Source organism: Citrobacter sp. RHBSTW-00887 (assembly GCF_013728095.1).
Taxonomy (GTDB): Bacteria; Pseudomonadota; Gammaproteobacteria; order Enterobacterales; family Enterobacteriaceae; genus Citrobacter; species Citrobacter braakii.
In genome coordinates, this window is record NZ_CP056267.1 from 3,517,685 (window position 1) to 3,538,540 (window position 20,856).

Consider the following 20,856-nt stretch of genomic DNA (forward strand, 5'->3'; position numbering starts at 1 on the left):
TCGCCCCTTAATTTCTGGCAAAAACATTAGCGTAAATTGCCATTTCTTTCAATAGCTTACTAGTAAACAAGAAGTTAGTCTCCGTGAATATAAACGTCGCAGATTTGTTAAATGGGAATTACATCCTGTTATTATTTGTGGTCCTGGCACTGGGCCTGTGTCTGGGTAAATTACGTCTGGGTTCAGTCCAACTCGGTAATTCCATTGGCGTTTTAGTGGTGTCCCTATTATTAGGTCAACAGCACTTTAGTATTAACACCGATGCATTAAATCTCGGCTTTATGCTGTTTATTTTTTGTGTCGGCGTCGAAGCCGGTCCCAACTTTTTTTCGATTTTTTTTCGCGATGGGAAAAATTATCTAATGCTTGCTCTGGTGATGGTCGGCAGCGCCATGCTGATCGCCCTGGGGCTGGGTAAGCTATTTGGCTGGGACATCGGCCTGACGGCAGGTATGCTGGCCGGTTCGATGACCTCAACGCCGGTGCTGGTCGGCGCGGGTGACACCTTGCGCCATTCCGGAATGTCGGGGACATCGCTTTCAACCGCCCTCGATAACCTGAGCCTCGGTTATGCGCTCACCTATTTGATTGGTTTGGTCAGTCTGATTGTTGGCGCGCGCTACCTGCCGAAACTTCAGCATCAGGATCTGCAAACCAGCGCCCAACAAATCGCACGTGAACGAGGTCTGGACACTGATGCCAACCGTAAGGTTTATCTGCCGGTAATTCGTGCCTATCGCGTTGGCCCGGAACTGGTGGCATGGGCCGATGGCAAAAATCTGCGCGAGCTGGGTATCTATCGCCAGACCGGTTGTTACATTGAACGCATCCGTCGCAACGGCATCCTGGCCAACCCGGATGGCGACGCGGTACTGCAAATGGGCGATGAGATAGCCCTGGTGGGTTATCCGGATGCGCATGCCCGCCTCGATCCCAGCTTCCGTAATGGTAAAGAGGTGTTCGATCGCGATCTGCTCGATATGCGCATCGTCACTGAAGAGATTGTGGTGAAAAATCACAATGCCGTTGGCCGCCGCCTGGCCCAGTTGAAGCTGACCGATCACGGCTGTTTTCTCAACCGCGTGATCCGTAGCCAGATTGAAATGCCTATCGATGACAACGTCGTGCTTAATAAAGGCGACGTGCTGCAGGTCAGTGGGGATGCTCGCCGCGTCAAAACCATTGCCGATCGTATCGGCTTCATTTCCATTCACAGTCAGGTGACCGATCTGCTGGCCTTCTGCGCCTTCTTTATCATCGGTCTGATGATCGGGATGATCACCTTCCAGTTCAGTAATTTCAGCTTCGGCATCGGGAATGCGGCTGGACTGCTGTTCGCTGGGATCATGCTGGGCTTCCTGCGTGCCAACCATCCAACGTTTGGCTATATCCCACAGGGGGCGCTGAACATGGTCAAAGAGTTTGGCCTGATGGTATTTATGGCAGGCGTCGGTTTAAGCGCGGGCAGCGGCATTGGCAATGGCCTTGGCGCCGTGGGTGGTCAAATGCTGATTGCCGGCCTGGTTGTCAGCCTGGTGCCGGTTGTCATCTGTTTCTTATTCGGTGCTTACGTATTGCGCATGAACCGCGCCCTGCTTTTTGGCGCCATGATGGGCGCGCGTACCTGCGCTCCGGCAATGGAAATCATCAGCGATACGGCACGCAGCAACATCCCCGCATTAGGCTATGCCGGGACCTACGCAATTGCCAACGTACTGCTGACATTAGCGGGGACACTCATCGTCATTGTCTGGCCTGGGCTTGGTTAGCGCTGAAATTTACTCTTAAACGAAAATTTTTTGCAGGTAAGCAGAACTTTTCTTCAAGACGTCAGTCATAACTATTGCCACTGCTTTTCTTTGATGTCCCCAATTTGTGGAGCCCATCAACCCCGCCGTTTTGGTTCAAGGTTGATGGGTTTTTTGTTGCCTGAATTTTGCGTTCGCTGACTCCCTCCCCCCGAAACTCTCTCACATTTGCAGCATGCTGGTTATGACACATACTTTTAGTCAGAGCTAAATGGTAATAGGTGGTTGCTATGTTACTCGCAGGCAAAGTCGCGGTAATCTTCGGAGGCAGCGGCGCTATAGGCAGTGCAGTTGCGCATGCTATGGCGCGTGAAGGCGCCCATGTGTATCTGGGCGCGCGTAGTCAGGAAAAGCTGGATTGGGCGGCCAGTAGCATTCGAACCGCGGGCGGTACAGTCGAAACCTTTGTCACCGATGTACTCGACGAATACGGCACCTCAAAACTAGTTACTCACCTTGCGCAGCAAACCGGTGGAATGGATGTGGTGGTTAACGCAACCGGCTTTATGCATGAACAGGGCAAACGCATCGAGGCGTTATCCCTTTCTGAGTTTATGAGCGGTATCACCCCTTTCCTCTCGGCGCAGTTCAATATCGCAAAAGCCGTAACACCACACATGGGTGGCAATCGTGCGGGCGTCATTCTCACCGTTGTCGCGCCCGCAGCCCCGATGGCGATGCCTGGACATCTGGGACACATCGTCGGCTGTGCGGGAACAGAGGCCTTTATTAAAGCGCTTGCCAGCGAACTGGGGCCGGCGAATATTCGGGTCGTCGGCGTGCGCTCGCATGCGATTGTGGATGCCGTTCAGGCCGGTTCCTATACCGGGGAGATTTTTACCGCTAAAGCGCAGTCAATGGGTATTACCGTCGCACAATGGTTAGCTGGTGCGGCGCAAAGTACCATGCTTGGGCGTCTGCCTACGCTTGCACAAATCGCTGAGGTAATGACCTTTCTGGCTTCAGACCATGCCGGAGCAATCACCGCAACGGTGGTGAATATTACCGGCGGCGCTACGCGCAACTGACCGTCGCGGGCAACCCCGCAATACGCTCCACCATCAGCAAGATATCTTCTCGCCGCAGTGGTTTTTTGTCCGTGACAAAATGCAGCGTCATCCCTTCAATAAACGCATCCAGCGCCCGCGCCGTAACCGGAGCAAACCACTGCTCCAGCGTTTGTTGGCTGCGTAACATCCAGTTTTGCATCACCGTTTTTAGTGCCGGTTTACGGCTGGCGAATGCATATAGCTGATACATGAGTTCCATGTTATCGGGTGTCGTGACCTGGGAGCTGTAAATCATATCGGTAATCGCATGGCAAGCCTGCGACGCATCCGCAACGTCGGCAAAAAAAGCCTGATACTGCAGCATCATCCTGTCAGTAAAACGCTCAAACGCCTCCATTAAAAGCTCATCAATTCCCGAAAAGTAATAGGTCATAGAACCCAAGGGCACCTGAGCAATTGTCGCAATCTTCCGATGTGTAACCGCATGAATACCATGGGCTATTACCGCATCCAGAGTCGCCTGAACTATTTTTTCCCGCCGCTGCGGATCGTTCGCACGTCGCACTGCATTACCTCTTCTTGCATTTGTGTACAAATGTACACAACCTTGCTAAGGTTGTCTTCTTTCCTCTTTTCTTCGGCTCGAATTCATGACTGGCATCTCATCACGCAAAGCCTTAAGACGTCGCACCTGGGCACTGTTCACGTTCTTCTTTTTACCAGGATTATTAATGGCCTCCTGGGCAACGCGTACCCCTGCCATCAGAGATATCCTCTCCATCTCAACCGCCGAAATGGGCGCGGTGTTGTTTGGACTCTCAATTGGTTCGATGAGTGGCATTCTTTGTTCGGCCTGGCTGGTGAAACGATTTGGCACGCGTAAAGTGATCCGCACCACCATGTCTTGCGCAGTCCTCGGAATGGCAATCCTCAGCGTGGCGCTCTGGCTGCATTCCGCATGGCTTTTCGCATTTGGTCTGGGCGTGTTCGGCGCCAGCTTTGGCGCAGCAGAAGTTGCCATCAACGTCGAAGGTGCGGCTGTTGAGCGCGAAATGAATAAAACCGTACTGCCGATGATGCACGGTTTTTACAGCCTGGGAACGCTGGCGGGTGCCGGAGTCGGGATGATGCTTACCGCCTTCAGCGTACCGGCGACCGCGCATATCTTGCTGGCGGCGATGGTGGCTATCACCCCTATCTTCATCGCCATCAAAGCCATTCCTGACGGCACGGGTAAAAATGCCGCTGACGGGTCTCGCTCCGGCGAAAAAGGACTGCCTTTTTATCGCGATATTCAGCTATTGCTGATTGGCGTCGTGGTGCTCGCAATGGCATTTGCTGAAGGTTCCGCCAACGACTGGCTTCCGCTGCTGATGGTGGACGGACATGGATTTAGCCCGACATCAGGCTCGCTGATTTATGCCGGATTTACGCTGGGCATGACCGTTGGACGATTTACTGGCGGCTGGTTCATCGACCGCTACAGCCGCGTCGCGGTAGTGCGCGCCAGTGCGCTAATGGGTGCTCTTGGGATTAGCCTGATTATTTTTGTCGACAGCACTTGGGTGGCGGGTGTTTCCGTTATTTTGTGGGGACTCGGCGCATCACTGGGCTTCCCACTGACCATTTCGGCTGCCAGCGACACCGGCCCCGATGCGCCAACCCGCGTCAGCGTTGTCGCCACTACCGGCTATCTGGCATTCCTGGTTGGACCACCGCTGCTGGGCTACCTGGGTGAACACTACGGCCTGCGTAGCGCTATGCTGGTGGTGCTGGCGCTGGTGCTTGTCGCCGCCATCGTCGCGAAAGCGGTGGCAAAACCGGATCTCAAAAACACCACTGTGATGGAGAACAGCTAATGCGTATCAAACTGATTGCAGTCGACATGGACGGCACATTTTTAAGCGACCAAAAAACCTATAATCGTGAGCGCTTTATGGCGCAATACCGCCAGATGAAAGAACAAGGGATCCGCTTTGTGGTCGCCAGCGGCAACCAGTATTACCAGCTCATCTCCTTTTTCCCTGAACTGGCCAGTGAAATCTCATTTGTTGCCGAAAACGGCGGATGGGTGGTCAGTGAAGGGGAAGATGTCTTTAACGGTGAGTTGGCAAAAGACGATTTCCAGGCCATCGTGGAACATCTGCTGACCCGTACGGACATCGACATTATCGCCTGCGGTAAAAATAGCGCCTATACCCTGAAGCGGTACAGCGATGAGCATAAGACTGTCTCCGCCATGTATTATCATCATCTTGAATTTGTGGATAATTTTGACAACCTCAACGACATTTTCTTCAAGTTCGGGCTAAATATTTCAGACGATCGTATCCCCCAGGTGCAGGCTGACCTCCATGAGGCGATTGGCGACATTATGGTGCCGGTACATACCGGCTACGGCAGCATCGATTTAATTATACCCGGTGTGCATAAGGCAAACGGGCTGCGTCTGCTGCAACAACGCTGGAATATTACCGACGATGAAGTTGTTGTGTTTGGCGATGGCGGCAATGATATTGAGATGCTACGTCAGGCAGGATTTAGTTTTGCAATGGCGAACGCCCATGAGCCGGTTATCCAGGCGGCAAAATATCGCGCAGGGTCGAACAACGAAGAGGGCGTGCTGGATATTATCGACCGCGTGTTAAAGAATGAAGCACCGTTTACGCAATAACGTCTCAGCACAGACGGCAACAAAATGATGGCATGATCTATTCATAATCCGCCTCAAATTAACCCGCTGGATTATTACCTCCAGTGAATATTCAGACGAGCGGATTATGAAGAAAAGTGTACTGATAGCGACATTGTTGCTGGGTTTTGCGGGGACAACATTTGCGCAAAGCGTTACCGTTGATGTACCAAGCGGTTATAAGGTGGTGGTAGTGCCCTCTTCCGTCAGCGTTCCGCAGGCGGTCAGCGTCACCACCGCGCCACAAACGGTGTATGTTGCTCCGGCGCCTGCCCCGGCCCCTGTCTATCGCGCACATCCTTATGCGCGACATGTTGCAAGCGTCGGTGAAGGAATGATCATCGAACACCAGATTGACGATCACCACTAAGTTTTTGCCTGGCCCGGGCAACCGGGCTTTAACCTTCACGTGAATCCCCTACCCGTTTATCTTTCAGGAAGATAACCATCAAAATCACCCACAGTACGCCGCTTGCCAGATTGAACAGGCTGAACAAGCCGTTTCCTCCGAGCAGATAAGCGTGTTTACTCAGCTCAATACCGACGGTAAAAATCAGCATCTGCAACATACCCATGGCGGCAGAAACCGTGCCCTTACTCATTTCACTGGCAAACAGCGTCAGACGTACCAGTCCCGCATTCGCCACGCCAATACCAAACGCATAGATGCTTAAACCCGCCGTCATCCATAGATAAGCATGGGATGACACCACCGTGGCCGCAGCGGCAATCACCAGCCCGACGGCGATTGGCCAGCCGCCCATGATAATCAGCGAACGTACGGTTTTTCGCGAGGTCAGGCGCGCCAGTACCAGGTTACCGGCAATCAACGCGCCAAAAATCGGCACCTGCAACAGGCCATATTCGTAGCTGCTGAGATGTTCACCGCTGATGATAATAATCGGGGACTGCGCAATCCACGCCAGTAACGGCAGGCTGACAAAACCCAATGCCAGCGCGCCTGCAACAAAGCGCACGTTCCTCAGCACCAGCTTATAATCTTTGCTCAGCTCTTTAATCGACAGCTTTTCACCAAGCCGGGTTGCCGTCTCCGGCATCGCGCGTTGCAGACCATAAAAAGAGATGGCGGCCAGGGCGGCAAACAGGATAAACATCCCTTCCCACGGCAGAACATGTACCCAGGCTGCACCGACCAACGGCCCCAGCAGGGGCGCAATCAACGCTACGTTTGCCATCAGCGCGGTAATTTTTATGCACACCGCTTCTTCAAAGGATTCCTGAATTGCGGCGTAACCCACCGCGCCAATAAAGCACAGGCTTATCCCTTGTAAAAAACGCAGGAAGGTAAATTGCTCAATATTCTGCGCAAGCAGGGTTGCAAGGCAGGTCACAATGAACCAGAGCACGCCGGTTAACATCACCGGGCGACGTCCAATTCGATCCGACAGCGGTCCTAATAACCACTGCAAAAACATGCCGCCAGCCAGATAGGCGGTCATGGATGTGGGCACCCAATCTAATCCGGCATTATATTGCTCCACCACCGCCAACATTCCGGGCTGGATCATATCGTTGCCGATATAAGTAGAGAATTCGTAAAGCACCAGACAGAGAGGGAAAAGTAATGCCTGACGCCCCAAACGGGCGCCTGAAGATAAACGGTTCTGCATGCAGTCTCTTAACTATAGGAAAATCGCGCAAAGTGTAATAAATGCGCCGTACTGGTGATAGTGAATTATGTGATTTGAAAGCAAATTGCGCACATTTTTACACTCATTTGCTCAGGAACATTTTGCGTTAAGGTTAATTTAAGTTGAGACCGCTATCATGTTCAATAAGTCTCATTAATTGTCTGAAAAATAGTCATTTAACAGACAAATAAGACAAGACCGCTTTTTATCCCGTGAAAGCAATTTTATGCTCTCCCCTCTTGGGCCTTTTTAACGATTACACTGAGTCTGGACGTTATGCTGGAAAATCTGAACAACTCACTTTTTTATCTCATCAATGCCACGCCGGACTCTGCGCAATGGATGATATCGCTTGCCATTTTTATTGCCAAAGACCTGATTAACATCGTACCGCTGTTAGCCGTTGTGCTTTGGCTTTGGGGGCCGCGGGCCCAGGTTACTCTCCAGCGCCAGTTAGTTATAAAAATGGCGATTGCGCTGATCGTCGGTCTGACGATTTCATGGCTGATGGGGCATCTGTTCCCTCACGATCGTCCGTTTGTTAACCACATCGGTTACAACTTCCTGCATCATGCGGCGGATGACTCTTTCCCGAGCGATCACGGTACGGTTATCTTTACCTTTGCACTGGCTTTCCTGTTCTGGCATCGCCTGTGGACGGGCGCTCTGCTGATGGTCGTTGCTGTGGCGATTGCCTGGTCGCGGGTCTACCTTGGCGTACACTGGCCGCTGGATATGCTGGGAGGATTACTCGCCGGGCTGATTGGCTGCCTGAGCGCTCAGATGATCTGGCAGCGGTTTGGCACGCCCCTGTACCTCGGCTTGCAAAATTGCTATCGCGCCTGCTTCGCTCTGCCCATCCGTAAAGGCTGGGTGCGTGACTAACCCACGGTAAAAAGAGTAGTATTAAGCGCGATACTGAGCACTTATTCTACTCTCCAGGGGAACTATGGAAACTCGACGCGACGAGCGTATTGGTCAATTACTGCAGGCGCTGAAACGCAGCGATAAATTACACCTCAAAGAAGCCGCGACGCTGCTGGGCGTATCTGAGATGACCATTCGTCGCGACCTGAATAATCACGATGCTCCCGTCGTCTTGCTCGGGGGCTATATTGTTCTGGAACCCCGCAGCGCCAATCACTATTTAATCAGCGATCAAAAATCCCGACTGGTTGATGAAAAGCGCCGTGCCGCCCAGATGGCGGCAAGCCTCGTGCAGGCACATCAGACTATCTTTTTCGACTGTGGTACCACCACGCCGTGGATCATTGAGGCTATCGACAATGAATTGCCTTTCACCGCAATCTGCTACTCGCTGAATACGTTTCTGGTGCTGCAGGAAAAACCGCAGTGCCGCGTCATTCTGTGTGGTGGCGAATTCCATGCCAGCAACGCAATTTTCAAACCGCTTGATTTCCAGGAAACGCTGAACAACCTGTGCCCGGATATCGCTTTTTATTCCGCAGCTGGCATTCATATTGAGAAAGGCGCGACCTGTTTTAACCTGGAAGAGCTACCGGTGAAACACTGGGCGATGTCGATGGCGCAGCATCACGTGCTGGTGGTCGATCACAGCAAATTTGGTAAGGTGCGTCCTGCGCGGATGGGTGAAGTAAAACGCTTTAATACCATCGTCAGCGATAGCCGCCCTGACGAGGCGTTTATTGAGTACGCGAAAGCGCAACGTATCAAGCTGATGTATTAAGCGATACTGCCGGATGGCGATAGCGTCATCCGGCAAACGCTAAGATTAAGAGAACCAGCCGCCAAACCACTGGTGGAATTTCATCATCACAAAGTCCCACATGCGACTAAAGAATCCCCCCTCTTCCACGGCCTCCATCACCATCAGTGGACGCTGCTCGATGGATTTCCCGTTCAACTGGAAGTCGATAGTCCCCACAACCTGGCCTTTCTTCAGCGGCGCGGTTAACTGTGGTTCGGTCAGGGTAAAGCTGGCCTTCAGGTTTTTGAGCTGACCACGCGGGATAGTCACCGAGCCCGCTTCTCCGGCGCCCAAATTAACTTCACTCTTATCGCCAAACCAGACGCGCTGCGTCACGAAAGTGGCATCCGGTTTAATCGGCGTAACAGTTTCAAAGAAGCGGAAGCCCCAGGTCAGCAACTTTTCTGACTCATTAAAACGAATGCGGTCGGTTTTCGCCCCCAACACCACGGAGATCAGGCGCATATCCCCCTGGGTCGCAGAAGCGACCAGGTTGTATCCCGCCCCAGCCGTAGTACCGGTTTTCATACCGTCCACGTTCAGGTTGGTGCTCCACAACAAACGGTTGCGGTTCGGCTGGCGGATTTTATTAAAGGTAAATTCTTTCTCTTTGTGGATAGCGTACTCTTCCGGTACATCGTGGATTAGCGCTTTCCCGAGCAGGGCCATATCACGTGCGGTACTGAACTGTCCTGCCGCATCCAGGCCATGCACGGTCTGGAAAGTGGTATTGGTCAGCCCCAGTTTTTTCGCGTAGCCGTTCATCAGACCAATGAAGGATTCCTGGCTGCCGGCAACGTAATCAGCCAGTGCGATACAGGCATCGTTACCAGACTGGATGATAACGCCTTTGTTCAGATCGGACACTGCCACCTGATCGCCGGGCTTGAGGAACATAACCGACGAACCGCGCAGGGCCGGATTACCGGTCGCCCAGGCGTCTTTGCCCACGGTAACCATGTCGTTGAGGTTAATTTTCCCGGCCTTCAGCGCCTGACCGACTACATAGCTGGTCATGATCTTGGTCAGACTGGCAGGATCCAGTTTCTCATCAGCATTACCTTCCGCCAGTACCTTACCGCTGGCGTAATCCATTAGGATCCACGCGCGCGCGTCGACGCTCGGTGGGGCCGTTGGTTGCTCCGCCGCCTGTACGCTCGGCGCCAAAAGGATTAAGAGTGCAGAACCTGCAGCAAAGCTGCGAAGTGAAGAGAAGTATTGCGTCATAAATGCCACCCGAGTATCCATTCCAAAAAACCACGTCATACCACACCGTGTTTACACAAAACCAGCCAGGCGACCCTGGCCAACCCATGCAGAAAAGGTCTGATGGATGACGTGTAAAATAAGTGCGGTGAGTAATAACGCACTAACGAGCTTAAAGAAACCGTAAGTTGGTAAAGTTTTTAAAGTTTATGCAATAACACCGCGCTGCGCTGCTCCTGGCACGATTTTTTTAGACTTTGTTGCGTAAATATTAGGTTTACCCCACCATGTGGGCTAGTCAGATGGCATCTGCAGCCATAAAGCTGCTCAATTAATTTGCGGGGTTACTATGATTACACTGTGGGGTCGCAATAACTCGACCAACGTAAAAAAAGTATTGTGGACGCTCGAGGAACTGGAACTGCCGTATAACCAAATTCTGGCGGGCGGACAGCATGGCGGTAACCGCGATGCCGACTATCTGGCACTCAACCCGAACGGACTGGTCCCGCTGCTACGTGATGATGAAACGGACGTTGTTCTGTGGGAATCCAATACCATTGTCCGCTATCTGGCAGCTCAGTACGGACAAAAGCGTTTGTGGATTGACGCCCCGGCCGCGCGCGCCGTCGGTGAAAAATGGATGGACTGGGCAAACCAGACGCTAAGTCCTGCGCATCGGGTTATCTTGTTTGGCCTGGTCAGAACCCCTGCCGAGAAACGCGACATGGCGGCAATCGAGGCGGGTAGTCAGGTGTGCGATAACCTGTTTGCTATTCTGGATAACGCGCTGGCGGACCAGCCATGGTTCTCCGGGGCTGAATTTGGCACTGCCGATATCGCCGTTGCGCCGTTCATCTATAACCTGTTCAACGTTGGCCTGAGCTGGACCCCGCGCCCACATCTGGAGAACTGGTATCAGCAACTGACCGAACGTCCGGCGTTTCAAAAAGTCGTAATGATCCCGGTCAGCTAACTCAATCAGGGACTCACTTTCAGTAATTCCCCGTCGGACTCGTCGGTTAGTACGTATAAGTACCCGTCTGGTCCGACGCGCACATCACGGATCCGTTGTCCCCTTTCCTGCACCAGACGACCCTCTTCGGTGACGGCATTCCCTTTGACGCTCAACACGATCACTTCTTTATCTTTCAACGCGCCAATGAACAACTTCTGCCGCCACTGTGGGAAGGTATCGCTATTATAAAAAGCCATTCCGCTGACCGCCGGTGACTTTTCCCAGTAAAAGATGGGTTGCTCTGTTCCAGCAACAATTGGGCCTTTTGCTTCGGGGATTTTAAGACCACTGTAGTTAACGCCCCAGGTCGCAAGCGGCCAGCCGTAGTTTTTCCCTTTCTCCGGGATATTGATTTCATCGCCCCCGCGTGGACCATGCTCATTGAGCCACAGCGTATCGCTCCAGGGATTCATCGCCATCCCCTGCGGGTTGCGGATACCATATGACCAAATCTCTGCCCGCGCTCCTGCCCTCTTCACAAACGGATTATCCGGCGGAATTTTTCCCTCATCGGTCAGTCGTACGACCTTGCCCTGCAGCTTATCCAGATCCTGTGCGGTAGAACGTTGATTATTTTCACCAAGACCAATAAACAGATAACCGTTGCCATCAAAAACCATACGTCCGCCAAAATGGTTTCCGCTGGAGAGCTTAGGCTGTTGGCGAAAAATGGTCTGGAACCCTTGCAGATGTTTGAGATCGTCGCTCAGTCGTCCGTAACCAACCGCTGTCCCGGCGTTACCTTCACTGTCAGCTTCAGCAAAGCTAAGCCACACCCGGCGGGATTGTTTAAAATCCGGTGCTAATGCCACATCAAGCAATCCCCCCTGACCATTCGCCCAGACTTTGGGTACGCCGGTTAGCGGGTCGGAAAGCCCCTTTCCAGACTGCCAAAGTCGAAGCTGGCCGCCTTTGAGCGTAATGAGCATACCGCGATTGTCGGGTAAAAACGCCAGCGACCACGGATGATCGAGTTTCGTTTGCAGCACTTCCACCTCTACCGCGGCGGCATAAGAGGAAAATAGCGCGAGTGGGACAGCACAGAGAAAGAGTCGACGCATAACACCTCCTTAATGGCTCTGCATAAAGCGTAGCCAGCAAGGGGAATTATCCCGCCACATTTACATAATCTTAACGAAAAGGGGGAGCGCCCTCCCCCTGATTCAGACGTGTTCCAGCGTTGGATAAGATTGCAAACACTGGATACTTAGCGTCAGCGTTGTCAGGCAGTTTTCCAGTTTCTCTGCGTTAACGGCGATAAAGGTTGGACAATCGTGATGTCCACTCATAAGACAAACAGCGGCGGCGGCTAACGCCCCTTCAGCACGATGAAGGGCATTCCACTCTTCCTGATCAAGATGCATACCGTGAAGCTGTGATTGCTCGTGCAATTCGCGATTCAGTACAAAAAAATTATCACGCAGACGATCGCTCTCGCTGACTGACATGTAGCCTTTCGCTTTTCTCAACAGCAGATAAGCGGCAAGTTCGACACGGGCGTTTATCAATTTGTTGAGAAGATCGGTTCTCAGTCTGTCAACAACCATACTTTGTTCCTCCTCTTTCCAACTATGGTGCAACTTAATAGTATGGTCGTTTTTTGAACAAAGTCGTGTCCAGGATCAATCCATCACCTAAAATTAACATAATTTACAAATAATCTTTAATTCCACGCTGGGCGTGGCGACTGATGGTATGAGATTGCGATACAATTTTTATTCAGAACTCTGTAGAATCCGTGCCCTGAATATTCCAATAACTGAACAATTTTTACGCTATGAGCAATGTAACCCACCAGCCGAAAATCGGCTTTGTCTCCCTGGGCTGCCCGAAAAATCAAGAAATAAACTAATGAACTCCGTACTAAAACAGAATCAGAACACACGAATTTCATAAATTTGTACAGTCATAATAGACAATCACAGACTCACAGATGACCTTTGTTCCGTTCCAATCATCCCTATAGATCGATGTATCAATACCTACACCGGGTTGAAGTGTGTACCCGGTCTGGTTGTGAAGCTTAACGTACTTTGGCGTTTCTCTCGGTCGTAGTACTGAGCACCTGAGTACACAAATCCCGCTGAACTTTAGGGTACTATCCAGACCTACATAGATGCAGACTTACTCGCGTGATCTATCACCTTGTACTCAAATTCTGACCACGTATAACGACCTGTATACTCCTGTGATGTGTTGATCTTGCTGATGGTGGATTGCCATATGCAACACGATAGAAACGGTCTGGAGGGTACTGAAGTGCATCACCAGTAATCCATTCTGCCTCTGGTAATATCCTCTTCCCTATAAGTACATACTCTGGATTTAGCTCAACACACGTGATGTGAGTGAGTTTGTGCCTTAAGTACTGGTAGTAGCTGAGTCTACCGATACCATCACCTTTGTAATTTTTGAAACATAATTCCTTATCATCCTGTGTTAGCTTCTTATCAGAATGTACTAACTCCATCACCCTATTATGATTCGTAGATTCCTTTTTTGTAACTCTTGCCATAAAATACCCCTTTCAAAAACTTTGGGGTATTTATGAAAAAGTGTCCTTTAAAAAACCTTCCATTCATTGCAACTTTATTATTATCAATTATTTTTGCTTTACTTTACTTTTTTGCGGCAAATCAATTCAACGTAAACATATCCCTAACAGTAATAGCTTTAATACTTACAGTTCTATCTGGTTTTGATTTTATTAAAAATATCACATCTTTTGAAAGACCCAACAAGCCACCTGTAGATTTATTATTAGTATTCAGCATTGCTGTAGCAATCACATCCATTATATCATTAGTATGTAAAGTAGATGAAAGTAGTTTAGAGATGCGTGAACAAGTAACTATTATTGGAACTTTAATTTTACTTGTATTAGGAATGATTGCATCTGCTTACTTGAAGCATAAGCATGGAGCAAAATCTAAAGTAAGAAGAATAGAAAAAGAAAGCCATTCGATATTTACCGAAAATGATGAAACTATTACAATAATTACAACAATAAAAAAAGCCCCATAAGGGGCTTCCTATTAGCTTCCACCAACCATAGTCAAAAGTATCTGTAGGAGTTGCCCCATAGATACTTGGTTCACGACGATTCCAAAATAGTTTAGTACTGGTACGATTAACCAGTTATAGGCAATGATGAGTGTAAGTGCACTCGGCCCATCTTGAAATACCATTACGTCCTTTACAAAATCACTTATATTCTGAATCTTCGGAGGCTGGATTGTCTTCTATGCTTTCGAGAATAGTGTCTTCAATTTCTGTTTGTTCGTCTTCATCTAATACTTCCGTGTACTCTGGTAGTTGTTCAAAATCCATTTTACCCAACTCATATAATGTTTTATCTATTTCATCTTTATTCCTATTGTAAACATCCCGCATAATCGTACCATTCACATTTAGAGCTCATCCGGCATAATCAATCTGCCAACGAAGGAGATCGCTATGCGTAAAGCCCGTTTTACTGAGCATCAGATCATCGCTGTGATTAAGTCGGTTGAAGCTGGACGAACCGTTAAAGATGTCTGCCGGCAGGCCGGTATCTCTGAAGCCACCTACTATAACTGGAAGTCCAGATACGGCGGCATGGGGGCTTCTGATATTAAAAAGATCAAGGATCTTGAGGACGAGAATCGGCGTCTCAAACAGATGTTTGCCGACCTGAGCCTTGAGAACCGGGCGCTGAAAGACGTTATCGAAAAAAAGCTTTAAAACCAGCCTTTAAGCGTGAGCTGGTCACCCATCTGATAACGACATTTGGACTCAGTATCCGTCAGGCCTGCCGGAGTCTTAACCTGAGCAGAACGGTTTACCATTACCGTCCGGATACCACGCGTGACGAACCCGTTATTGTCGCGTTGCAGGCAGTGGCAGAGCGATACCCACGATACGGTTTTCCGAAACTTTTTCAGGTTTTGCGGCGGCAGGGATACCCGTGGAATCACAAAAGGATCCACCGTATTTACTGTCTGCTGAAACTGAATTTTCGCCGTAAGGGCAAACAGCGCTTGCCGGTGCGTAATCCCTCGCCACTGGCAACACCGGCAGCGCTGAACCAGAGCTGGTCTGTCGACTTTATGCATGATGCCCTGATCTGTGGCCGTCGTTTTCGCACGTTCAATGTCGTTGATGACTTTAACCGTGAGGCGTTGTCGATTGAAATCGATCTGAATCTGCCAGCTCAGCGAGTGGTCCGTGTACTCGACAGGATTGCGACAAATCGCGGGTATCCGGTCATGCTGCGCATGGATAATGGCCCGGAATTTATCTCTCTGACACTGGCTGAATGGGCAGAGAAACATGCAGTAAAACTGGAATTTATCCAGCCAGGTAAGCCGACGCAGAACGCTTTCATTGAGCGCTTTAACCGGACATACCGTACAGAAATACTCGATTTTTATCTGTTCAGAACGCTGAATGAAGTGCGGGAAATCACGGAGAAATGGTTGTCAGAATATAACTGTGAACGCCCGCATGAATCACTGAACAATATGACACCGGAGGAATACCGACAGCACCATTATTTGGCCGGGATCTCAAAAAATGCATGGAACTAAAACGGGTGTGCTTACAGTTAGACCTAGACCTATCAATTCAAGGAATAAGCGTAGGGCTTCATCAACCTGATCACGACTCAGCCGGTCCAAATACTCGCAGAAAATCCATGAATCCGAAGCTATGCATGACTTTTCACCGCATCAATAAAGTCTCCGAGTTTGCCAGACCGGTTCTTTCCACGAAATGCTGAGACACCAGGCTCAATAATTTCAACCATATCTAGGTTATGTTTAGTGGCATACGCTCTAGATGCGGTTAACTGCCTTTATTCCGTGGTTCCATTTTATTGACGATCAGATCACCATAGGATATAGCTGTAAGGTTGAGGCATGTTGTATACTCCGCGTTTTCCTGAGCAATGATTCGTACATAAAATGAGCAAAATTGGTTTTGTATCTTTAGGCTGCCCGAAAAACCTCGTCGATTCTGAACGCATCCTGACCGAACTTCGTACCGAAGGCTATGATGTTGTGCCAAGCTATGACGACGCGGATATGGTTATCGTTAACACCTGTGGCTTTATCGACAGCGCGGTTCAGGAGTCGCTGGAAGCAATCGGCGAAGCGCTGAACGAAAACGGCAAGGTGATCGTCACCGGCTGTCTGGGCGCGAAAGTCGATCAGATCCGTGAAGTCCACCCGAAGGTGCTGGAAATCACCGGGCCGCATAGCTACGAACAGGTTCTGGAGCACGTTCACCACTATGTGCCCAAACCAAAGCACAACCCGTTCCTGAGCCTGGTTCCTGAACAGGGCGTCAAGCTCACTCCGCGTCATTATGCCTATCTGAAAATTTCTGAAGGCTGCAACCACCGCTGCACGTTCTGCATTATTCCGTCAATGCGTGGCGATCTGGTGAGCCGTCCGATTGGCGATGTCCTCAGCGAAGCCAAACGTCTGGTGGATGCGGGCGTAAAAGAGATACTGGTTATTTCTCAGGATACTTCCGCGTACGGCGTGGATGTGAAGCATCGCACCGGTTTCCATAACGGCGAGCCGGTCAAAACCAGCATGGTTGATCTGTGCGAGCAGTTATCAAAACTGGGGATCTGGACTCGTCTGCATTACGTCTATCCCTACCCGCACGTTGATGACGTGATCCCACTGATGGCGGAAGGGAAAATCCTGCCGTATCTGGACATCCCGCTGCAGCATGCCAGCCCGCGTATTCTTAAGCTGATGAAACGCCCAGGCTCCGTGGACAGACAACTGGCACGCATCAAGCAGTGGCGTGAAATCTGCCCTGAACTGACGCTGCGCTCAACCTTCATTGTCGGTTTCCCGGGTGAAACGGAAGAAGACTTCCAGATGCTGCTCGACTTCCTGAAGGAAGCGCGTCTGGACCGCGTGGGCTGCTTTAAATACAGCCCGGTAGAAGGCGCTGGCGCCAATGACCTGCCGGACCAAATCCCGGAAGAGGTGAAAGAGGAACGCTGGAACCGCTTTATGCAATTGCAACAGCAAATCTCTGCTGAACGTTTGCATGAGAAAGTGGGCCGCGAAATTCTGGTTATCGTTGATGAAGTTGACGAAGAAGGCGCGATTGGCCGCAGCATGGCTGACGCCCCGGAAATCGACGGCGCGGTATACCTGAATGGCGAAACCAAGGTGAAACCTGGCGATATCATTCGCGTGAAGGTCGAAAACGCTGATGAATACGATCTGTGGGGCACCCGCGTTTAAATAAGCGCAACCCAACTGTAGGCCGGATAAGCGTTACGTCTTATCCGGCCTGTGATTTATCCTTTAATTTTCGGGTCCAGCGCGTCGCGCAGACCATCTCCGAGTAAGTTAAACGCCAGCACCGTCAGGAATATCGCCACCGCCGGGAAAATCGCCACGTGCGGCGCGATCACCATATCAGCGCGGGCTTCATTGAGCATTGCCCCCCACTCCGGGGTCGGCGGCTGCGCACCCAATCCCAGAAATGACAGGCTCGCGGCAGAGATAATCGACGTGCCAATACGCATGGTAAAAAAGACCACGATCGATGAAACCGTACCCGGCAAGATATGGTTGAAGATGATGGTCGCATCGCTGGCGCCAATACTGCGCGCGGATTCAATAAAGGTCTGCTGCTTTAGCACCAGCGTATTTGCGCGCACCAGCCGCGCGAAGGCCGGAATGGAGAAAATGGCCACGGCAATAATCACGTTTGCAATGCCGCTGCCCAGTACGGCGACCACGGCTATCGCCAGCAAAATGCCCGGAAAGGCGAACAGCACATCGCAGATACGCATAATCAGTCGATCCCACCAGCCTTCGTAGTATCCCGCCAGCAGACCCAGCACGGTGCCAATCGCTGCGCCAATAAATACGGCAAAGACCCCCGCCGCCAGCGAGATTTGCGCCCCCACCAGCACGCGGCTAAAAATATCCCGCCCCAGCGAGTCAACGCCGAACCAGTGCAGCATCGACGGTCCGTCATTCAGACGGTCATAATCGAAGTAATTCTCGGCATCAAATGGCGTTAACCAGCGAGCAAAAATCGCCACCATTATCAACAGCACGACAAATAACCCCGCTAACATCGCCATGCGCTGGCGACGGAAACGACGCCAGAATTCATGCCACGGCGTGCGTATCTGCTCAGGCTTAACAAGGGGCATCGCATTTAAAATCGCCTGTCGGCGCCAGTTAAAAAATCGCATCCTTACTTGTACCTGATAGCCGGATTAATGGCGGCATAGAGCACATCCACCACTAAGTTAATAAGAATAAACTCCAGAGAAAACAACAGCACCTCGGCCTGAATCACCGGGTAGTCGCGCATTTCGACTGAGTCCACCAACAGCCGCCCAAGCCCTGGCCAGTTAAACACCTTCTCAACGACAATTGAGCCGCCAAGCAAAAAGCCAAACTGTAGCCCCATCATGGTGACCACCGGGATCATCGCATTACGCAAACCATGTTTTAACACCACCCAGGTTTCACTCACCCCTTTGGCCCGCGCGGTACGCATATAGTCTTCACTGAGCACATCGACAAACGAAGCGCGGGTAAACCGGGCTAACACCGCAGCCACCGCCGCACCCAGGGTAATAGACGGGAGGATATAGTGCCGCCAGGTATCAGCGCCAACGGTGGGTAACCAGCCAAGCTCAACGGAGAATATCTGCATGAGCAGCATGCCGAGCGCAAACGCCGGGAAAGAGATCCCGGTGACGGCGAGCGTCATACTCAATCTGTCCGGCCAACGATTACGCCATACAGCAGCAATGATCCCTGCCGTCATGCCGAATAACACCGCCCACGCCATGCTGGCAATGGTCAGCCAGAGCGATGGCATAAAACGACTGGCTATCTCTTCGGAAACCGGGCGACGAGAAACCATTGAGGTTCCAAAATCGCCTTGCAACACGTTAGTAATGTAATGCCAGAACTGAATATGCAGCGGCTGGTCCAGACCCAACTGCTGACGCACCAGTTCGATCACCTCAGCATCAGCCTCCGGTCCGGCAATCAGCCGGGCCGGATCGCCTGGTAGCAGGTGAACAAATAAAAATACCAGCACCGCTACGATCAACAGAGTTGGAATCAACCCCAGCAGGCGCTTGAAAACATAGTTAAGCATCACACTCCCTTCGCCGGCCCCTGCGTGGCGGGGCCGGATGAATAGCTTATTTTAAATCCGCATCATCAAAGCTAAATCCGGTATCCGGCATGATCCAGAACCCGGTCAATCTGGTGTTGTGCGCCGAAATCAGTTGTTCCACTACCAGTGGGATCCACGGCGACTCTTTCCAGATAATATCCTGCGCATCCTTGTACAGCTTCGCTTTCTGGGCCGGATCGTTGGTTTGCAACGCTGCCGCTAAATCACTGTCCACCTGCTTATTGCTGTAGAACGCCGTATTAAACAGCGTTGGCGGCCAGTTTTGAGATGCAAACAGCGGTGACAGCGCCCAGTCTGCTTCACCCGTAGAGGCAGACCAGCCGGTGTAGAACATGCGTACCCCGCTCTCTTTCTGCGCTTTACCTTCGACTTGCGCCGCGCGCTGACCGGCATCCATCGCCGTCACCTGAGCCTTAACGCCCACCTGCGCCAGTTGCTGCTGGGTAAATTGCAGCACTTTTTGCGCGGTACTATGGTTATGAGAAGACCATAGCGTGGTGGTAAAACCGTTCGGATAACCCGCTTCTTTCAGCAGTTCGCGCGCTTTTGCCGGGTCGTATGGCCATGGCGTATAGCTTTGCGCATAGGCGATCGACGGTGGGAGAACGCCGGTTGCTGGCGTCGCGTAACCGGCAAACGCCACTTTCACCAGCGCCTGACGGTTGATGGCATAATTCAGCGCTTCACGCACCTTCGGGTTATCGAACGGTTTTTGCGTGACGTTCATGCTGATGTAACGCTGCATAATAGACGGACTGGCCACCAGTTCCAGGTTTTTATTCTTCGCCAGTAGCGCCGCCTGTTCGTAAGGGATCGGGAAGGCAAACTGCGCTTCCCCGGTCTGCAGCATTGCCGCACGCGTGTTGTTGTCGGTCACCGGACGCCAGGTAATCGTATCCAGCTTTGGCAGCCCTTGCTGCCAGTAACCCGCGAACTTCTTAACCTTTACAAAATCCGTCTGATTCCAGGTCTCAAGCTGATACGGCCCGGTCCCCACGGGATGGAAACCGATCTCCTTGCCGTATTTCTCCAGCGCGGCGGGAGAGATCATCGCCGTAGCCGGGTGCGCCAGAATATTGATAAATGCAGAGAACGGCTGCTTCAGCGTTATCTTCACCGTCGACGGATCGACGACCTCGGTTTTATCGATATTCTTATACAGGTTGTAGCGTTTCAGATGGTTTTCCGGGTTGCTGGCCCGGTCGAGGTTAGCTTTAACCGCATCGGCGTTGAAGTCGGTGCCGTCCTGAAACTTCACGCCCTGTCGCAGCTTAAGGGTATAAGTCAGGCCATCATCAGAAACCGTATAACTCTCCGCCAGCACATTTTTCAGCTTCATCTCTTTATCAAGGCCAAACAGCCCCTGGTAAAACGACTTCGCTACCGCCTGCGACAACGTGTCGTTTGCGTCGTAGGGATCGAGGGTGGTGAAATTGGATCCTACCGCCACTACTACATCTTTGGCGGCCCAGCCAGGTGTGGCGGCCAGCGCAGAGGCTACTCCCACAGCAACCAGCCATTTTCGAGCAACAATTTTTGTCATGTTATTCTCCTTAA

21 protein-coding genes are annotated in these 20,856 nt (G+C 51.3%); 11 read left to right on the forward strand and 10 right to left on the reverse strand.

The genetic code is table 11. The annotated features are described in order from the left end of the window. Positions 1-83 precede the first annotated feature (83 nt). Together HV314_RS16875 and HV314_RS16880 are read left to right on the forward strand one after the other, a co-directional pair. Complete coding sequence (locus tag HV314_RS16875; RefSeq protein WP_016152406.1) at positions 84-1,769, forward strand: aspartate:alanine antiporter; 1,686 nt, start codon at positions 84-86, stop codon at positions 1,767-1,769. A 269-nt stretch (positions 1,770-2,038) separates the two neighbouring features. Next, positions 2,039-2,836: an SDR family NAD(P)-dependent oxidoreductase gene (locus tag HV314_RS16880; RefSeq protein WP_181546220.1), complete on the forward strand. Its 798-nt coding sequence runs from the start codon at positions 2,039-2,041 to the stop codon at positions 2,834-2,836. Here HV314_RS16880 and HV314_RS16885 read toward each other — a convergent pair. Beyond that, positions 2,823-3,383 (reverse strand): TetR/AcrR family transcriptional regulator, encoded by a 561-nt coding sequence (locus tag HV314_RS16885; protein WP_049040682.1) that lies wholly within the window; start codon positions 3,381-3,383, stop codon positions 2,823-2,825. The two genes, HV314_RS16880 and HV314_RS16885, sit on opposite strands and share 14 nt — an antisense overlap. 85 nt (positions 3,384-3,468) lie before the next feature. Here HV314_RS16885 and HV314_RS16890 point away from each other — a divergent pair, with 85 nt between their 5' ends. From HV314_RS16890 to HV314_RS16900, 3 genes are all read left to right on the forward strand, one after another. Beyond that, a complete protein-coding gene (locus HV314_RS16890) occupies positions 3,469-4,677 on the forward strand; it encodes an MFS transporter (protein WP_032946991.1) in 1,209 nt (402 codons plus the stop codon). Further along, positions 4,677-5,492 carry a Cof-type HAD-IIB family hydrolase gene (locus tag HV314_RS16895; RefSeq protein WP_181546222.1) on the forward strand — a complete coding sequence of 272 codons (816 nt, stop codon included), beginning with the start codon at positions 4,677-4,679 and terminating at the stop codon, positions 5,490-5,492. The genes HV314_RS16890 and HV314_RS16895 overlap by 1 nt, the downstream gene beginning before the upstream one ends. A 106-nt stretch (positions 5,493-5,598) precedes the next feature. Continuing rightward, positions 5,599-5,880, forward strand: a complete 282-nt coding sequence (locus HV314_RS16900) for a hypothetical protein (RefSeq protein WP_019076373.1) — start codon at positions 5,599-5,601, stop codon at positions 5,878-5,880. A gap of 28 nt (positions 5,881-5,908) precedes the next feature. Here the strand turns inward: HV314_RS16900 and HV314_RS16905 are convergent, their stop codons facing one another. Next, positions 5,909-7,141 carry an MFS transporter gene (locus HV314_RS16905; RefSeq protein ID WP_181546224.1) on the reverse strand — a complete coding sequence of 411 codons (1,233 nt, stop codon included), beginning with the start codon at positions 7,139-7,141 and terminating at the stop codon, positions 5,909-5,911. 297 nt (positions 7,142-7,438) lie between these two features. Here HV314_RS16905 and ybjG point away from each other — a divergent pair, with 297 nt between their 5' ends. Continuing rightward, positions 7,439-8,047 (forward strand): undecaprenyl-diphosphate phosphatase, encoded by a 609-nt coding sequence (gene ybjG, locus HV314_RS16910; RefSeq protein ID WP_181545950.1) that lies wholly within the window; start codon positions 7,439-7,441, stop codon positions 8,045-8,047. A 64-nt stretch (positions 8,048-8,111) separates the two neighbouring features. Next, positions 8,112-8,870 carry a DNA-binding transcriptional repressor DeoR gene (gene deoR, locus HV314_RS16915; RefSeq protein WP_094760736.1) on the forward strand — a complete coding sequence of 253 codons (759 nt, stop codon included), beginning with the start codon at positions 8,112-8,114 and terminating at the stop codon, positions 8,868-8,870. 45 nt (positions 8,871-8,915) lie between these two features. On the opposite strand, the gene dacC is transcribed toward deoR, so the two are convergent. Then, a complete protein-coding gene (gene dacC, locus HV314_RS16920) occupies positions 8,916-10,118 on the reverse strand; it encodes a serine-type D-Ala-D-Ala carboxypeptidase (protein WP_016156089.1) in 1,203 nt (400 codons plus the stop codon). Between the two features lie 328 nt (positions 10,119-10,446). On the opposite strand from dacC, the gene HV314_RS16925 reads away from it, so the two are divergent. Continuing rightward, positions 10,447-11,073 (forward strand): glutathione S-transferase family protein, encoded by a 627-nt coding sequence (locus HV314_RS16925; protein ID WP_016156088.1) that lies wholly within the window; start codon positions 10,447-10,449, stop codon positions 11,071-11,073. Positions 11,074-11,078: 5 nt separating this feature from the next. On the opposite strand, the gene HV314_RS16930 is transcribed toward HV314_RS16925, so the two are convergent. The 3 genes from HV314_RS16930 to HV314_RS27425 form a co-directional block, all read right to left on the reverse strand. Further along, positions 11,079-12,176: a PQQ-dependent sugar dehydrogenase gene (locus HV314_RS16930; RefSeq protein WP_181546227.1), complete on the reverse strand. Its 1,098-nt coding sequence runs from the start codon at positions 12,174-12,176 to the stop codon at positions 11,079-11,081. Between the two features lie 102 nt (positions 12,177-12,278). After that, positions 12,279-12,662: a biofilm formation regulator BssR gene (gene bssR, locus HV314_RS16935; protein ID WP_016152394.1), complete on the reverse strand. Its 384-nt coding sequence runs from the start codon at positions 12,660-12,662 to the stop codon at positions 12,279-12,281. 593 nt (positions 12,663-13,255) lie between these two features. Further along, positions 13,256-13,630, reverse strand: a complete 375-nt coding sequence (locus HV314_RS27425; protein ID WP_239006900.1) for a hypothetical protein — start codon at positions 13,628-13,630, stop codon at positions 13,256-13,258. 32 nt (positions 13,631-13,662) lie between these two features. Here HV314_RS27425 and HV314_RS16945 point away from each other — a divergent pair, with 32 nt between their 5' ends. After that, positions 13,663-14,139, forward strand: coding sequence for a hypothetical protein (locus HV314_RS16945; protein WP_181546229.1), 477 nt, complete (start codon positions 13,663-13,665; stop codon positions 14,137-14,139). Positions 14,140-14,319: 180 nt separating this feature from the next. Here the strand turns inward: HV314_RS16945 and HV314_RS16950 are convergent, their stop codons facing one another. Next, complete coding sequence (locus HV314_RS16950) at positions 14,320-14,523, reverse strand: hypothetical protein (protein ID WP_181546231.1); 204 nt, start codon at positions 14,521-14,523, stop codon at positions 14,320-14,322. A 48-nt stretch (positions 14,524-14,571) separates the two neighbouring features. Between HV314_RS16950 and HV314_RS16955 the strand changes: the two genes are divergently transcribed. Further along, a protein-coding gene (locus HV314_RS16955) for an IS3 family transposase (RefSeq protein WP_181546233.1) occupies positions 14,572-15,683 on the forward strand; the annotation gives its coding sequence in 2 pieces (ribosomal slippage) (positions 14,572-14,833 and positions 14,833-15,683; 1,113 coding nt in all). 375 nt (positions 15,684-16,058) lie between these two features. Then, the gene (gene rimO, locus HV314_RS16960) at positions 16,059-17,366 is read left to right on the forward strand and encodes a 30S ribosomal protein S12 methylthiotransferase RimO (protein ID WP_181546235.1); all 1,308 of its coding nucleotides are present in this window, start codon (positions 16,059-16,061) and stop codon (positions 17,364-17,366) included. Positions 17,367-17,422: 56 nt separating this feature from the next. Here rimO and gsiD read toward each other — a convergent pair whose 3' ends face one another. Genes gsiD through gsiB form a run of 3 tightly spaced genes read right to left on the reverse strand, consistent with a single transcriptional unit; the run spans position 17,423 to position 20,842 of the window. Further along, positions 17,423-18,334: a glutathione ABC transporter permease GsiD gene (gene gsiD / locus HV314_RS16965; RefSeq protein ID WP_016156084.1), complete on the reverse strand. Its 912-nt coding sequence runs from the start codon at positions 18,332-18,334 to the stop codon at positions 17,423-17,425. A gap of 2 nt (positions 18,335-18,336) precedes the next feature. Further along, positions 18,337-19,257, reverse strand: a complete 921-nt coding sequence (gsiC, locus tag HV314_RS16970; protein ID WP_016152391.1) for a glutathione ABC transporter permease GsiC — start codon at positions 19,255-19,257, stop codon at positions 18,337-18,339. Positions 19,258-19,303: 46 nt separating this feature from the next. Beyond that, positions 19,304-20,842 (reverse strand): glutathione ABC transporter substrate-binding protein GsiB, encoded by a 1,539-nt coding sequence (gene gsiB / locus HV314_RS16975; RefSeq protein ID WP_046274653.1) that lies wholly within the window; start codon positions 20,840-20,842, stop codon positions 19,304-19,306. Positions 20,843-20,856 lie beyond the last annotated feature (14 nt).